This is a genomic window from Vibrio sp. 1457 (genome assembly GCF_033340195.1).
Taxonomy (GTDB): Bacteria; Pseudomonadota; Gammaproteobacteria; order Enterobacterales; family Vibrionaceae; genus Vibrio; species Vibrio alginolyticus.
The window spans coordinates 219469-234066 of the sequence record NZ_JAWOWA010000008.1; the positions used below are offsets into that span (position 1 = coordinate 219469).

General features: G+C 46.9%; 16 protein-coding genes. 4 read left to right on the plus strand and 12 right to left on the minus strand.

Annotated elements, in window-relative coordinates:
- The first annotated feature begins 224 nt into the window (after positions 1-224).
- The 3 genes from R7Z41_RS11295 to R7Z41_RS11305 all read left to right on the plus strand — a co-directional run bounded on the left by R7Z41_RS11295 (position 225) and on the right by R7Z41_RS11305 (position 2496).
- Positions 225-1163, plus strand: a complete 939-nt coding sequence (locus R7Z41_RS11295) for an Abi family protein (protein ID WP_168710937.1) — start codon at positions 225-227, stop codon at positions 1161-1163.
- Between the two features lie 569 nt (positions 1164-1732).
- Positions 1733-1999, plus strand: a complete 267-nt coding sequence (locus R7Z41_RS11300; RefSeq protein WP_000212004.1) for a DUF1778 domain-containing protein — start codon at positions 1733-1735, stop codon at positions 1997-1999.
- Positions 1990-2496, plus strand: coding sequence for a GNAT family N-acetyltransferase (locus R7Z41_RS11305; RefSeq protein WP_055464769.1), 507 nt, complete (start codon positions 1990-1992; stop codon positions 2494-2496). The genes R7Z41_RS11300 and R7Z41_RS11305 overlap by 10 nt, the downstream gene beginning before the upstream one ends.
- A 40-nt stretch (positions 2497-2536) precedes the next feature.
- On the opposite strand, the gene traA is transcribed toward R7Z41_RS11305, so the two are convergent.
- From traA to traL, 6 genes are all read right to left on the minus strand, one after another.
- Positions 2537-2923, minus strand: coding sequence for a TraA family conjugative transfer protein (traA, locus tag R7Z41_RS11310; RefSeq protein ID WP_136249862.1), 387 nt, complete (start codon positions 2921-2923; stop codon positions 2537-2539).
- A complete protein-coding gene (gene traV, locus R7Z41_RS11315; RefSeq protein WP_213916552.1) occupies positions 2920-3492 on the minus strand; it encodes a type IV conjugative transfer system lipoprotein TraV in 573 nt (190 codons plus the stop codon). Before traV ends, traA begins: the two co-directional genes overlap by 4 nt.
- Before the next feature lie 74 nt (positions 3493-3566).
- Entirely contained in the window at positions 3567-4856 is a 1290-nt protein-coding gene (locus R7Z41_RS11320; protein WP_262678516.1) for a TraB/VirB10 family protein, read from the minus strand.
- Positions 4856-5755 (minus strand): type-F conjugative transfer system secretin TraK, encoded by a 900-nt coding sequence (locus R7Z41_RS11325; RefSeq protein ID WP_262678632.1) that lies wholly within the window; start codon positions 5753-5755, stop codon positions 4856-4858. The genes R7Z41_RS11320 and R7Z41_RS11325 overlap by 1 nt, the downstream gene beginning before the upstream one ends.
- On the minus strand, positions 5739-6365 hold the full coding sequence (locus R7Z41_RS11330; RefSeq protein ID WP_119908964.1) for a TraE/TraK family type IV conjugative transfer system protein: 627 nt from the start codon (positions 6363-6365) through the stop codon (positions 5739-5741). The genes R7Z41_RS11325 and R7Z41_RS11330 overlap by 17 nt, the downstream gene beginning before the upstream one ends.
- The gene (gene traL, locus R7Z41_RS11335) at positions 6362-6643 is read right to left on the minus strand and encodes a type IV conjugative transfer system protein TraL (protein ID WP_000433891.1); all 282 of its coding nucleotides are present in this window, start codon (positions 6641-6643) and stop codon (positions 6362-6364) included. Before traL ends, R7Z41_RS11330 begins: the two co-directional genes overlap by 4 nt.
- Before the next feature lie 233 nt (positions 6644-6876).
- Here traL and R7Z41_RS11340 point away from each other — a divergent pair, with 233 nt between their 5' ends.
- The gene (locus tag R7Z41_RS11340) at positions 6877-7173 is read left to right on the plus strand and encodes a HigA family addiction module antitoxin (RefSeq protein ID WP_262678522.1); all 297 of its coding nucleotides are present in this window, start codon (positions 6877-6879) and stop codon (positions 7171-7173) included.
- 194 nt (positions 7174-7367) lie between these two features.
- On the opposite strand, the gene R7Z41_RS11345 is transcribed toward R7Z41_RS11340, so the two are convergent.
- The 6 genes from R7Z41_RS11345 to R7Z41_RS11370 form a co-directional block, all read right to left on the minus strand.
- Positions 7368-8474: a Fic family protein gene (locus R7Z41_RS11345; RefSeq protein ID WP_262678524.1), complete on the minus strand. Its 1107-nt coding sequence runs from the start codon at positions 8472-8474 to the stop codon at positions 7368-7370.
- A gap of 137 nt (positions 8475-8611) precedes the next feature.
- Positions 8612-9247, minus strand: coding sequence for a DUF4400 domain-containing protein (locus R7Z41_RS11350; protein WP_262678526.1), 636 nt, complete (start codon positions 9245-9247; stop codon positions 8612-8614).
- The gene (locus tag R7Z41_RS11355) at positions 9234-9794 is read right to left on the minus strand and encodes a conjugative transfer protein (protein WP_262678528.1); all 561 of its coding nucleotides are present in this window, start codon (positions 9792-9794) and stop codon (positions 9234-9236) included. The genes R7Z41_RS11350 and R7Z41_RS11355 overlap by 14 nt, the downstream gene beginning before the upstream one ends.
- A gap of 9 nt (positions 9795-9803) precedes the next feature.
- Positions 9804-11624, minus strand: a complete 1821-nt coding sequence (gene traD / locus R7Z41_RS11360) for a conjugative transfer system coupling protein TraD (protein WP_213916557.1) — start codon at positions 11622-11624, stop codon at positions 9804-9806.
- A 48-nt stretch (positions 11625-11672) separates the two neighbouring features.
- Complete coding sequence (gene mobH / locus R7Z41_RS11365; protein WP_213916558.1) at positions 11673-13823, minus strand: MobH family relaxase; 2151 nt, start codon at positions 13821-13823, stop codon at positions 11673-11675.
- A 96-nt stretch (positions 13824-13919) separates the two neighbouring features.
- Entirely contained in the window at positions 13920-14429 is a 510-nt protein-coding gene (locus R7Z41_RS11370; RefSeq protein ID WP_213869451.1) for a hypothetical protein, read from the minus strand.
- Between the last annotated feature and the right edge of the window lie 169 nt (positions 14430-14598).

Below are 14598 nucleotides of genomic sequence, written 5' to 3' on the forward strand. Positions count from 1 at the left end.
ACTGTTAGAATTAGGAGGAATAAACAGTGTACAGCTTATAACGAGCAGAAATGAAAAAGGCCGCCTTTCAGCAGCCTCTTCAAATTCTTCTAGATTTCGCCAAAAAACCTATGATTTTAAAGCAATTTCTAGTCAGATTCTGCCCTAGAGCCATATCACGAGCCGATGCTCGGAGGGGGTGTATCTAGGACTTACAGACACAGTATAGGATTGGAGATAAAGATTTGCAAGTAGATCAAGCGTTCATCAACGCACTAGAGGTAACGCTTTCGAAGTCCCGATTGGACACCTACCGCAGATACTTCAGCTGTCAAAATGATGCTGAAGCTCTTGGAACGTATCTTTGGAATAAGTCCTTATCAACAGCATTTTACCCCCTTCTTCAGGCGACTGAAATTACTTTACGAAATTCAATTCATTCAGCTGCATCCGGCCATTTCAGTGGAAACAAAGAATGGTTTTTAATGAAGAAATTCCCCTCTGCGAAAAAAGAGGCTGAGAAGCAATACCTGAAAAAAGATCGTAAAACACCAATTACTCCCAGACCTTCTTCAGATACCGTTGTAGCATCTTTGAGCTTTGGCTTTTGGGTTAATTTACTTACGCAGAACTACGATGACCCAGTGAAAAATACCAAACTTTGGCCGACATTGATTCCACAAGTATTCCCAAATGCAAAAAGCACGAACGCAACAAGGACTGCATTACATCATCGATTTAAATTTATAAAGGACTTTAGAAACAGGGTTGGCCACTATGAACCCATCTGGAAAATACGTGATACTGTTGACGGTGGTGGAAATATTATTCGCTTAGGTCCTACGACCCCGGAAGAAAGCATCATTCGCTTAAACGAATACATTGATCTGATTGCAGAGAGTTTAAAGTGGATGAGCTTTGAACGGTATGATTTTATTGTTGGTATGGGCATCATAGATCACATAAGACAACTATGTTCTCTTGAGGCATTGAGCCATTTTCAGGGAACAAATCCAACAAAACTAAAAGTCAACAAGTTGAAACATGAACTTTCAAAACGCCATAAAGAAAATGGTTCCGTCTCTGGGCTTTATGAACTAACAACATCACCTAAAGGCGTACATAAAGGGAGGAGCATTGTGCTTGAAGTTAAACAGATTTACCCACCAAGACTGATCAAATAAGCCAATCCTGATAAAAAATAAGGCCCACAAAGCAGTGACTTTGTAGACCCAAACCTTTTAAAGGCATATTTTGAGTTTATCAGGTGCCCAGTAAAACAGCGCTGATTGCTGGAACTGTTGTGCCAATGACTTCTTGAGTGCTGGCAACAACAGGTAAGGTTGCAGACATAACACTTTTATCGCCGACAAGCGATGATAGAAACGCCGTTGCTAGCCAACCGGTTTAGCTGAGCCCGTTTTTTTTACACCTATGTGGACTCGGTTAGATAGATTGAAGAATTGGGTGCCTTGCTAGGGTGCCACTTGTTGTTACGCATTATTAGTAAAGGTATAGCTATCATTCTGAAAGTTGAAAGGTTCCTCCCTGCTAGACCCCTGGTTTACTTAAGTCTATTTTTTCATACTCTAGGTGTTAAATTTCACAATGGTTTAAACCAAAAATAGTTACATACCGTCGAAATACAACTAACCAACTCTCAAAGTTCCAAGAACAACACCGCGTGTATCTATTGACTACACGCTAAAACCGTTTAAACTGTGTATTAAGTAGATATACGGAGGATGGTGTCATGGCTACAAAGACAGCCCCAATCAACATGCGAGTACTGCCATCGGTAAGAGACATCATCGATGCCGCAGCAAGTTTAAAGAAAGTCGATAGAACCGTATTCATTCAGCAAGCAGCGCTCAATGAAGCGCATAGTATACTGGCAGAACAGCGGGATTTTGTTCTAGAAGCAAAGGCTTTTGAAGCGTTTGATAACGAACTTCGTGCGGAGCCACAGACTCTTGAAGGTATGAAAGATCTGTTTAAAAGGAAAGCGCCTTGGGAATAAGTGCACCAACCCTACTCACTGCTGATCACGAGATTAACGCCTTTCAATGTGGCATCGAAGAACTCGATACTTGGTTAAGAAAGCAGGCGTTAAAGAGTCAAAAGCGGGGAACCGCGAGAGTGTATGTGGTCAATGACACTGAAGTCCATCAAGTGATTGGGTACTATGCCATTGCCATGGGATCAGTTTCCAGAGAGCAAGCTTTCAGTTCATTAAGAAGAAATAGTCCAGATCCCATTCCCATGGTGATTCTAGCCAGGCTTGGAGTAGATAAAGCCCATCAAGGTCAAGGCATTGCAGCCGGTCTTTTAAAAGATTGTATCATTCGCTCAGTACAAGCAATGAACGCTGTCGGTGGAGCAGGAATCTTAGTCCATGCTATTGATGGTAGTGCGCAAACGTTCTACAAGAAATTTGGCTTCAAAGAATCGACGTTTGATCCTTTAGTACTCATGGCAAGGATCTGCGATATCGAAAAATCATTGTCGATAGACTGAGATGACGGCTCCCCTTGCACAAGAGAAGCCGTCTATATTATCAGGTGCCCAGTAAAACGGCGCTGATTGCTGGAACTGTTGTGCCAATGACTTCTGGAGTGCTAGCAACAACAGGTAAGGTTGCAGACATAACACTTTCAACGACGGTTGGCGTATTGTAGAGACCCATACCGCCACCAATGCCCAAGGCAAAAGCCATCAAGCTTTGGCGAGCGATACCGCCCACAATACCCACCAGAACCATGGCTCCCGCTACGATCCGTCCCAAAGTACCTTGGGTCCAATCTTTTAGGGTATCCCACACATCAGTGAAAGCATCACCACCGGTGCCCGCAAATGAGGGCTCCGAAATCATTAACGCCATTAAACCAAGCGCTCCAATGGTCATTAGGCGCTGAGTTTGAATGGTGCGAACTGCATTTGTCATTCGTTAGTTTCTCCGTAGATACTCAAGTTATCGCGCTTACCATCAGCTCCCGCTGAGGCTGAATCGCTTTGAGTCTGAAGTGGACGTAGCACTGGCGAAACCGTTCGAGGTGCTGACCCCCCAATATCCCACCGGCGCGGTTCAATTTCGGTAAACACGTAGCTGGATAAATTCAGATCTCCACGGTCATCCTCCCAAGGCGCAATCCAAATTCGCATCACCCTTGAAGGAATGCGAATAGGTGCAGATTGCTGCGTCTCAGGTAATGCTGGATGGCTCAGCAGTCCTGTCTCTAAATCAGATTGTGAATACCCAGAGGGAGAACCAATTCGAGTCGCCACAGCATCAATCGTCTTGGGTGCAGCGCCATTACTGGTAAGCTCATAGACTTCACGAGCGGATAAACAGCGCACACCGTCAGGCATACCTGGGCATCCATATTCACTACTCCCGAGACCCAATGAACTACAGCCAGACAATAAGGTTGAGCCGACTGCCAATAAAAGTAATCCAGCTTTAGACCACTGTTTTGACTGGTGCTTTGGGTTGTTCTGCATTGATGTCGTCATGGTTAACTCTCCTCTGGATACACATCTTATTGTCTGAAACGGACTTCGATCGGTTAGCAACATGCAGGATTTTTTCATCTTCTTGCACCTACCCCTTGTGAAGTGGCCAATGACAATGAGGCCCCACGAGTGACGATGACTTCAATTTTCCTTGCAGCGTCTACCTCTATGACTGGGAACATATTTTCAGCCATGTCCAAATAGAACTTGGCCACTCGATCCAATGCTTTACCAGTGCCTTTAATCGCAGCGCCTTGTAATGCTTCTTGGCTCATGACTTGCTGGTACAACTGAGTATCACCGGCATTACCCGTCTGAATCGTCGGTACAGGATTTACATCAAATGCGCCTGCCAAGCCCTGAAGGAATCCGGCCATCATTGATTTGGCCACCAGCTGGCCTTGTTTCGACACCAATCGGCCACGAATACCTGCTTTGCCGTCTTCACCCACGGCATAAGAATCCAGTCGCGTTTCAATGACGCCACCATCTTCTCTCACACATGAAATGGTCTCGCCTCGCAAATAAGCACGCTCAGAGCTCAAATCACCGTAACCTGCGGCGATCAAGAAACACTCTTTGATATCCGCTCTAAATCGGTTGGGTAAAATGGCTTCCTTTTGAATCCTCAGCAATGCAGGAAAAGGTTCACGTCTTGCAGACTCGTGAGTAGGAGCATCCAAACCCGTGATCAAAGTACCTGAGATGATGCTGCCCGCCGGTAAATACAAAGGCGGCGCTTCTTGCACTACAACTTCTGGTTCAGCAACCACTTCAGGCTCAATCATACGAATCGTGATTGGCGGCAATGGAACATCTCGTGCTCGTGTACCTTGGCCATTGGCTGGCTGCTGATAGAGCGGATCAGGCAGCGGCGCATTGGCAAAATAGTCGTCTGGGTTAGACGGCAGTGGCTTTTCTTCTTTAGGCAATTCCATGGCAGATAAAGGCACTTCAAAACGGCTATTTGTGCCTTCAGCTACTGAATCACCTCCAGCGCGAACATCATCAAGCTCCGCTCTAAGCCGAGCCAACTCCGCATTAACCTCACTTGGTATTGAAGGCGAACCTGGGCTTAGCCGTCCTGAATCGACGTCACGACGCAAGCGCTCAACTTCACGACGTAACTGTTCGTTGCGCTCACTGAGTAGTTTTAAATTTGCAGCCAAACTATCGACCCCAACATCACGAGTATTGGTATCCGTAAGAATGTGCCGGATCGTTTCCTGCCGGTTCCGACTGCTTGAGCCATCGTCAGGATTAGGTGAAAACACCATCACCATAAGGATGAGACCACCAGCAATACCAGCAACCGATAGACCCCGCTTCATGTTCGGGCTCATTTGTTCCCATTGTGCTTTCATCAAAGCTCACCTCCCACAAGAAGCGAAGGTCGCTGACTTTCCACCGCTTCTTCACGATGATTGCGAACAACCACATACAACTCAGTCTTTTCACCCGGCAACAAGATATTGCGAGGCCAGTAGGCGCTTGCCACTATATCTGGTGCATGACAAGCTATTTCACTGGCTTCTATCGGCTCATCGGCAAAGCTTTCAACCAGTCCTACATAGACGGTGAAGTAATGTCCCGTCACAATTTGCCCCTGCTTAAAACCAAACTTTAAGCCCGGCTGAAAACATTTCGGGCTTGTGTCAGTTTGGCCAGCCAAACGGATGTCATAGCCTTGTGGTAGTTCATTTAGTGCAAGTCGTCTGAGTAAATCACGTAGGCTATCGACGTATGGCTGAGCCGTTTCCCAAGTGGCGGCTTTTCGGTTCACGACGCCCTTAATAGGCCACTGCTGACCATCAATAGCTAAGGTGATTTCACGCGGTGGAATACGACGAGGTACTAAGGTGACAGATAACGCAGGCGCTTCCTGACCAGGCGGAGTGATGTAAAGTGAAACCGGTGATTCTTTGTCCGTGGCCACATATACAACATTCCCCTTGATTTGCGTCTTAGCATCACTGGTTGTTCTCACCTGAGGCGATTCAAACGGCGTCACAATCCGATTCAGATGGCCAAGTGCGACAGGGATCAGTTCATTAACCCCCGGTGTCATCAGTAGCGTTGCTGGCACATCCGTTGAAGCCGTATTGGTTTGAGTCGGTGGATTTGCTGTAGCGGACTGCTTCATCACACTGGCTGGCACAATCGGCAATTCCACGTCTGCATACGACGCTTGAGATAACAGGACGCCACTCAAGCTCATTGCGATTAAGCTTGGTGTCATCCATCGACTAATTTTGGTTCGCATCATTCACCCTCCGGTTTTGCTCTTGGGTCAACTTTTCACGAACTCGCTTCGTTCTAGCTTGCCCCTCATACGTATCCATCCAACTGAGCTTTGGACGGTATTGCTCAATATCGATGTCAAACTCATAGGTGCGAGTTTGGCGCTGTTCATCTCCAGATGGTCCAGAGACCAAGGAATAACCGGTCACAAAGACATGGCCGGTTTCATACTCATACTCCACTTGTCTGGGTTGGAATTTGAGCGTGACTCGGTCTTCCCGGATTTGTCTTGCCTGAATCTCCAGTGCATCGACCACTTGCTGGTACACCGCTGGAGAAAGTAGCGGCTCAATAGCAACCCGGATAAAAGACACATTACCCGGCGTCACGTTGCCCATAAGCTCAGCCAGGTAGAGCCCCCAGGACTCCAGGTAAGGTTGAGTAGCCTGGTTTCGTGACACTTCAGCCGTTTCAGACAAGGTTGGCGGTTGAATGGCCACTACGGTATTACGAGAAAATGCCGCAACCGCAAGCAGCAAGTTAGATAGCAGCAGCACTGCAATCAGAAACCGTTGCCATCGGTTCTCTAATTGCGTGCCTTGCCATGATTTTAAAAACACGTCGAACTTCACGGCAGATAGCTCCTGATAAATGGGTTAGGGATCGTCTTGGCTTTGGTTGGCAACAGTCCAGCCCAGTAGATGGCGTGAAGAATAAAACCATCTGGGCGACCATCACGAAAACGCCGATAGAGTTTGGTTGTCACCAACCCCAACAGGCATAAAACCAAGGCATTACCGGTAAAAATGCCGATCACTAGCCCCAACAGAATGGGAGCCATCTCATCGGCACTCCAAAGCAGGAAGTGCGGCGGGTCATCGATATAGGACGGAATACTCACAGGTTCCATAGTCACTCCTCGTTGTTTGAATTGAGAAGTGAAGGATGCCTCGGGATTGGCAGCTTCAGTGGTCAGCTAGATGCCGAATTCTTGAAGGTTTTGAGGTGGCTTAGTGATTCAGCTCTTACAATCATATTGATATCGCAACCTTAAGGGTTAGAATTAGTGCACGATAATTGGCACGTTTCGTTCAGATTCAATAGACTTGAGGCTGAAATTGTTAACTACGAGGATTATCACTCATGACTATGCATAACCCCGCTCACCCTGGTGAGATATTAAAAGAGTTGGTCATCGAGCCGTTAGAGTTAACGATTACCGGTGTTGCAAAGCACTTGAATGTAAGCCGTAAAACACTATCCAAGGTATTAAACGGACAAGGTGCAATTACTCCAGAAATGGCCGTACGCTTGGAACTGGCTTTTGCTAAACCCTCTGCTGAGCAATGGTTGCGCCTGCAAAATGCTTATGATTTATCAGTACTCAAAAATCAAAAGGCCTCGTTACACGTCCAGCCTTATGAACTAGCATTGGGATAAAATTGATGTCTCTAAAAACATTGAAAGGAAAGGCACTTAAAAATCAAAGTGTTGCACGTGAATATCATAAACTCAGTCACGAATTTTCACTCATCGAGCGTCAACTTACACACAAAAACGCTCGAACACGTAAACCTTAAGCTAGTACAAACTGTCACTAGTTCTATTGGCATATTTTCTCAATACTCGTGTTTTCAACTCAAGAGCGCCAGCTTATAACGAGTACTCCTGCCCCCAGCATCACTTTTTACCAAGCAACCAAGCTCGACCAACGCCGCTAAATGACGAGACGCGGTTGGTTTACTCACTTTCGCCACTTTATGATATTGCGACGTATTAATGCCTTGGTCAAAATCCCCATCAAGCATTCGATTGAGCACTTTTACTTGTTCCGAGGACAGTCGCGTTTGATCGACATTTCGCCAGAAGTTTGTTTTAAAAACCGTTTGGTCGATTTCTTCGAGCACATTGGTGAATGTTTCACCTAAGGTGTTTAAAAACCACATAAGCCAAGCAGTAATATCAAGTTCACCTTTCTGGGATTGCTCTAATATTCCGTAGTAGCTTTTACGGTTGGCTAAAATCGCCACTGACATTGCATAGAAACGGACAGATTGACGTTCAGCCTGGGCCAGCGCCAAATCAGTGAGTAAGCGGGTGATCCTCCCATTGCCGTCATCTAAAGGATGGAGCGTCACGAACCAAAGATGTGTTATCGCAGCTCTAAGCAATGGATCTAAAGCTGGGTCCTCACGAGAGTCATTAAACCAGCGAATAAACACGTCTAGTTCGGACTCAAGCACATCTCGGCTCGGCGCTTCAAAATGCACCGTGGGTTTATCAATCCTACCCGACACTACCTGCATAGGCTCTTCGCCGCGTAACTGCCCTCCTATCACAGGGTTGAACAAGGTGTAGCCCTCAGGAAACAGTCGTTTATGCCATTGTAATATTCTCTCAAGTGAGAGCGGCGAGTCTAAATTCTCTACCGCATCTAACATTATTTCTGCAAGGCCATCAGTGCGTTCAGTGGTTGGAAATGGTTTTTCTTCAGAAAGACCGAGCTTATTAGCCAAGGACGAACGAACAGAAAAAGCATTGAGCTTCTCACCTTCAATGGCACTCGAATGAATAATGTTCGCCAATAGCGTGTCTAACATACTTTGCCTTTGGTCTTTAGATTGGCTCGACATCTTGCCCAACAACATTCCTTGGTGAAAGCGAATGTCGCGTAACTTGGGTTCAATGACTTTTTCATCCCAGATAAAGTTCGGCCAGTCAGCTTGTTGCCAGATCCACATCTTGTCGCCTTTTGATTTAAATAACAGCCTATTCAAATCATAGCATGATTTGAATAAAACTCACAATCGAATCAAATCATGACAGGAATAAGCCAGATATTCATATCATGCTGTCTTGGCAACTATTAATTTAGATCTCATATCTTCTTCTGCAAGTGACTTAACGCCAACCCTGCCATCAATGCTAAACCGATGATCAGCGACGGTAACATCACAGGTGGAATGGCCAACGGGGCGAACAATCCCATAAACAGCAAAATGACGCCTGAGCCCAGGATGATCATGCTGTAGCGGTGAATGATAGGGCTCGAAAAATCAAAGGTTGTCTTCTTAATTTTCCAGGTCATCAAGCCGTCCCACAGCGCCGGTAACATGAGAATAAGCGCAAAGGGCAACCAGACCATCAGCAAAGCAAATCGAGTGAACACTTGGTACAACACATCAAAAAATGCCTGAATACGGTCTTCCACCCAGACAAACCAAAAGCCACCCATGTTCTCCATCCCTTTAGAGCGCAGTCGCTGCTCTTCAGTGGGGATTAGAAAATCACGCACAGATTGCTCCATCTGCGTATCCACAACCCATGATTGATACCAGCCATGGCTAGTTTGACCAATCCAATAGCTCGTTTGTGCGCCCAATTGATTTTGGATCATCTGCTTCTCTTTACTAATGACCCGGCCAGTCCAATCACCGGGCACTAACACGCCAATGGCAATAATCTCCAGCATCAGTGCCAGACACAGCAGCCAAACCGACTTATGCTTGCTCATGCCAAACATCCTCTTCTACTCGGGCCAGCATGGCTGAAACGGTTGGCGTCATAGTCCGGGCTTTAATCACTTGTTGAAGCCGCTTTGTCGTCGTATGGCCACTAACATAACGCACATCGATGTGTCCTTCAGCCAAATACGCCATCCGATTTGGACGATTACGAATCCAGGAGTAGAAATACACACCATCCACGGCGGCCCATTCGAAATGGTCAGGATCACGCAGGCGAATCCCCGTTAAAGCACTGGCGGCAGTCCAAGTCAGTGCCTCAATGAAATGCCACAGGCGCACACTGTCATCATCACAACTGACTTCTTCATAACTGCCTAAACCATTACACAGACACAAATCAAAGATGAAATGGCCATCTAACGTGAACGCATCCGTTAAATAGTCCGCCAAACAGTGCACTGAAGCCAAAGCATGAGGCCAGTCGGTTTCAAGTAGTCTTAAGGTTTCCTTGAACTGGGGGTTATGTTGCTGCCACTGAGCGAGCATTTCTTTACTGGTAAGTGTTGTCATTTTCAGACAGACAGAATGATGCATACAGACTCCTTATGCTGCCTGTGTAGAGCTGGTTAAAATAGGAATGCGGCCTTTGATCACGCGGCCACCTGAAAGCTTGGCGATGTACTCCAGGTTGGGAAGCTGGCCTAATAACTGCGGTGGAAACATATCGCCTTCTTCCTCCATCAAGCGCTCGCCATGATTGCCGGTAAACAACGCGGGGCTGTCCGAGTTGGACGACATACCTTGAGTTTGCATGATGTACTGCAACCGAGTCTTAGGCAGATTGTCGGTAATGTACTGCTGTGTTTCGGCATCCATCACCCGAAGGGCTATCAAGTTGTTGATGTTACCTAACACCTGGCGAGCCTTAGCTTCACTGCCTGTACGAGCGGCAAAGTCAGCAAAGGTCTGAGTAGCAATCACACAACGCATTTTTGCGCCACGGCCTTTGTTGAGCAGTTGAATGAAGGGATCGTTGACGACTTCAGCCGCCTCATCGATGAAGATATTTACGGGACGATTATCAACACCATAGTTATAGCGGTCACCGGCCACGGCGGTGAGATCGGATAAAAGCAACGAACCAATGGCGCTGCCAACCATGGCGTCGGTCAATGAATCCAAGCCGATATACGCCACTTGGGCATTGTTGATAATACGGCCAGAATCCGTAATTAACCGGCTGTCATCCACATCGTTTGCAATAGGTGATAGCAGTGGGCCAAGCTCACTTGAGGTGAGCATATTGAGCACCGGCATCAATGAGGCCACCATCTTTGAATAGTGGGTTCTGTCATGCTCAAACATGCTCAAAAGGCCTTCCAAATCAGTATTAGCGGCAATGGGCTGAATGCGTTCGTAGTAAAAAAGCAGCATCGCCATGGCTTGTTTTGCCAAGGTATTGGCCTTTTCGGTAAAGCGTTTAATCTCCACACTAAAGTTCGGATACACCTGCTCACCCCAAGCTGTGACGGCTTTTACTACCAAACCTTCTGGGCCACCTTCCAAGAATCGTCTCAGTGTTTTCAGATCAGGACGTTGTGAAGTAAGCAACAAACCTTGCACTATGTTATTCAGTGCCATTTGGCCAAAAGCTTTAAATGGATCAGCACCGGTTTCGGATGGGATTAAGGCCGCAATTCGGCTGGCGATTTCAGTACCCCGGTTAAAGTTTCTCAGGGGATTAAGGCGTACTGAATGCTCAGGAAAACCCGGATGAAAATACACAAAGCGCTCAGGACTACCGGCGGCAATACAGGCTCGCTGCGCATTATCCTTAAGTTCCTTGTCTCCCTTAGGGTCAATAATAATCACGGCTTCATTGCGCAAAATGGCCTGGGTGATCATCGCATCAAAGCATCGGGTTTTTCCGGCACCGGTCGTACCGACAATTAAGGTGTGCCCCTCAGTGTGACCAACTGGCTGATACACATCTTCTTCTTTGGGCTCGACACCATGAATCCAGACCGAACCCATTTGTTTGCCGTGACCTTGGTTCAGCAAGGTTTGCTTATCCCGCTTTAAGATTTCATAAGCGCGTTGGGCATGGCGTTGGTCCCACTCAAAGCCATACCCTAACCACAATTCATCAGGATGTTTTGCCATCACCTTTTGCAAATGCGACAGCGCCATAAATGCCAATGGCTTACCTTTTAATCCCTTCTGCAACTTATGAAGACGGTAAGCCTCAGGCAGGCGGTACAACGCCATGCCCGAGGAAATCCCTGTCATCCACCAAAATGGCTCAGGTGGTAGCTCAGTCAGCACTTCTGCGGCAATTGCCCCTGTGGCCCCAACCAGCCAACCTGCTGCTGCCATGGCCTCATAGTTCGTACGCCAGGGCATTTCGTATGCGTTTTCTTTCATTCATGCTCCGCAAAATAACCGTTTGCAATCCGATTAATTTCTAATGGATTAACGTTTAGCGTGAGCGGTAAACAGAACCGTTTCCCCCTCATCAAACTGGCATTGGTCACTGGCCGAGATCCCCCGAAGCAGCTGTCCGGCTGGAATGCCATGCTCATTGGCGACTTGGCGTAAGGTTTGAATCGTGACGCGAATACCTTCGGCACTATGATCCACGTCTGGGTAATCGCCATCGGTCAGTAAGATGGGCAAATCTTTCACAAAATTAACCATCTGTTGGCGCTGTGCGTGTTTGGGGTCTGTACATGAGTTCGTATTGGGCGCTATCGGCTTTTGCTTACGCTCCGCTCTTGTGGCGGGCTCCTTTGCTTGGGCATTGGTTGTCTCAGTTCGACTCGGACGCTGTGAAGCATCTTCGTTCTGAATTGCTGACACTGATTCTGCGTCTTGATTGGAGGGGTCTATCAGTGCAGTAAGCCCTTTAGAAATCGATACTTTTAACAGTAACCCTTGCTCCTGAACGCCACCTTTCGTAGTCACAGTTCTAGCCTTACGTGTCGGGTTTGCAGGATCTAGTTCAAGCCAATCTAATCGACTGAGTTCAGCAAGCAGTTTTCGAGGAGCACACCAAGGCCTTACGGCATCGGGATAGCGGATCAGGACTTGCTCACCTACCACAACCAGCGTACTGCTGGCCTCTGGGAGCCACGCCAAAGATTCAGGGAGATTCAATGCTTCTGCATCGTGCTGTTTTGCGTTATTTGCGATAGCAGCCTCTTTTGAATCGTTAGGCTTTTCGCATTCATCACCTGGAGCATTTTCAGTTGCCTGAAGGTGATTAACATCACTGGCATGACGAAGTTCATTTTCTTGTTCGGACGATTTTATCCATGGCGACTCAGCAGAATTGCTGTGTTCAATTGATGATGACTCTTCAGGCAAGCCTGAATGCTCACTGGTGCGACTCTGAGGCTCTGCTTGTGTTTGCTGTGTTGCTTCCCACTCAGATTTGCTGAACAGCGTTACGCTACTTGGCACATTCGAGCTGAACAATAAATCGGCCTCAGATATATGCAGCATGGGTAACCAGATTGGCTTGTCGTCTTTGATCAGCACTTCGGGGGCAAGACTTTCATATCGCTCATTTGCGACGGATTTAGTGGCCAGTCCTCGCTCAATGAGGATGTCCGCAAGGGTATCGGGATCTCGTGGAATGCCAGGTATCTTGTCTCTGGCCAATAGCTCAATGATGTCCTTAGCGGCACTTTTCCAAACCAGGTAAAGATTGGTTGATTGATTCGATTTTCGTAACCAGACTCTGGCGTCTCGCTGATTGACCAGCCACTGCGAACTGGCAAGTAATCGCCTCATGGCATCAAGTAGATAGCGTTCGACTGGGACACCAAGGGCATTGTCGTCAACGGAAATTCGTTGCGCTTTCAGGTCTCGCTGGACACTGGTTTGGTCAGCTTCAATGACCAGTTTAGACAGGACATGCTCGGGATCGGTATTGCCAATTGCTTCCAGCATGGCTTGCAAAATTTCAGGGCCAGGTTGAGTTAACCAGGCGAGCAATTCAGGTGTCATCACCCGGTTTAACACCAGAATTGAAAATTGCTCGTGTCGCTTGCACCGTCCGTCGCGCCAGCGAATGAAATAGCGTTCAATATTGTTGTTTGTGTTCCACTGGGATAAGGTTTCTAAAAAAGGGTTCCACTGATAGCGTCCATCTTCGTCCGTGATGGACAAGTCTGAAACGGGTTTACCAATATCATGGAACAAACCGCCTAATGCCGCCGCAACACGCCACCTTGGTTCAAGCTCTTTTTTCTCAACAGGTGTGCCACTGGCAACAAAGATGATCCCTTCCGCTGCTTGTGCCGCCCAGAAAGCAACTTCCAACGAATGACGTAATAAACCACCAGCCCCACTGTGGTGATGATGCTCAGAAGCTGGCAACAAATGAACATAAGCCGCCAGATGATCAATGCAGGGCTGGATTAGCCTTTGAAAATCACGCAGATTAAAGCCAAGTACCTGGCGCAGTTTGGCAATTAGCTCGTCTTGTGTGGACTGCAAATCCTCAGGTGACGCAGCTAGCAACCCCTTCAGGAATGGCGGGTAGCGTGGAATTTCAGTATCGAGTTGAGATGACAGCTCTGGTAGTGCTTTGGCTTGAAAAAATAGGTTTTTGAACATAGTGAACCTCCGACACTATAGTGTGAAGGTTCACTAAGAAGAAGATAACAAGATAGGTAATAAGAAATAGAACTTAGTTAACTTGACTTTAACTATCTAGTCATCTGAAACAGATGTAACTCCTATCGCGCTTGCACCAGCATCTCCCGTTAGGTACATCCGCAATGCATATAGCAGATCGGGTGTGTTGCGGAACATTTCCGGCTTTTCTATTTGAAGGCTGATTCGGGACTTCAGTTCGATGTCACTATCAAATACTATTCTGGAAACATCATCTACCAAGGTCACATATTTTTTGGTCAGATCATTATCCGGGGCGAAAATCATTTTGAACTCTTCACCCTCAATCCCTCGACTTCTTAGGAGTGCAAGAAGAAGCTCCAAATGCTTACAGAGAGTCGCTATCTGATATCCTTTTCCATCATTCACAACCTTCTGAAAGTCGAACTCAAGGCAGCCATATAAGTTTCTGGATAAAGCCCCGAGATCCTCTTTAGTCAATTTGTTGATCAGTGTTTTGGAACGCCAAAGGGCTATCGACAAAACCTCCATGGTAATGGATCTGGTCAGGCCCTCATTATCAATGGGGTCGATGACATTCTCCAACAGCTCTTGTTGGTATGGCAGTTCGGCATTACCGATGGCGAAGGCTTTGTTGCGTAATTCAATTGAACTTAATCAGGAATTTACGATCTGATCGTGTATGGACACTCCCTCTATTGCAAGTAAATTTTAATGAAAATGAAGGTATAACTGCCCACGTGTATTCGGTTTT

Bases quoted from the DNA above. Each gene is read 5' to 3' on its own strand.
- traD (WP_213916557.1), bottom strand. From the start codon at position 11,624: ATGAAAGAAAACGCATACGAAATGCCCTGGCGTACGAACTATGAGGCC.
- R7Z41_RS11300 (WP_000212004.1), top strand. From the start codon at position 1,733: ATGGCTACAAAGACAGCCCCAATCAACATGCGAGTACTGCCATCGGTA.
- R7Z41_RS11350 (WP_262678526.1), bottom strand. From the start codon at position 9,247: ATGAGCAAGCATAAGTCGGTTTGGCTGCTGTGTCTGGCACTGATGCTG.
- mobH (WP_213916558.1), bottom strand. From the start codon at position 13,823: ATGTTCAAAAACCTATTTTTTCAAGCCAAAGCACTACCAGAGCTGTCA.
- traV (WP_213916552.1), bottom strand. From the start codon at position 3,492: ATGACGACATCAATGCAGAACAACCCAAAGCACCAGTCAAAACAGTGG.
- R7Z41_RS11345 (WP_262678524.1), bottom strand. From the start codon at position 8,474: ATGTGGATCTGGCAACAAGCTGACTGGCCGAACTTTATCTGGGATGAA.
- R7Z41_RS11325 (WP_262678632.1), bottom strand. From the start codon at position 5,755: ATGCGAACCAAAATTAGTCGATGGATGACACCAAGCTTAATCGCAATG.
- traL (WP_000433891.1), bottom strand. From the start codon at position 6,643: ATGGAACCTGTGAGTATTCCGTCCTATATCGATGACCCGCCGCACTTC.
- R7Z41_RS11355 (WP_262678528.1), bottom strand. From the start codon at position 9,794: ATGCATCATTCTGTCTGTCTGAAAATGACAACACTTACCAGTAAAGAA.
- traA (WP_136249862.1), bottom strand. From the start codon at position 2,923: ATGACAAATGCAGTTCGCACCATTCAAACTCAGCGCCTAATGACCATT.
- R7Z41_RS11320 (WP_262678516.1), bottom strand. From the start codon at position 4,856: ATGAAAGCACAATGGGAACAAATGAGCCCGAACATGAAGCGGGGTCTA.
- R7Z41_RS11340 (WP_262678522.1), top strand. From the start codon at position 6,877: ATGACTATGCATAACCCCGCTCACCCTGGTGAGATATTAAAAGAGTTG.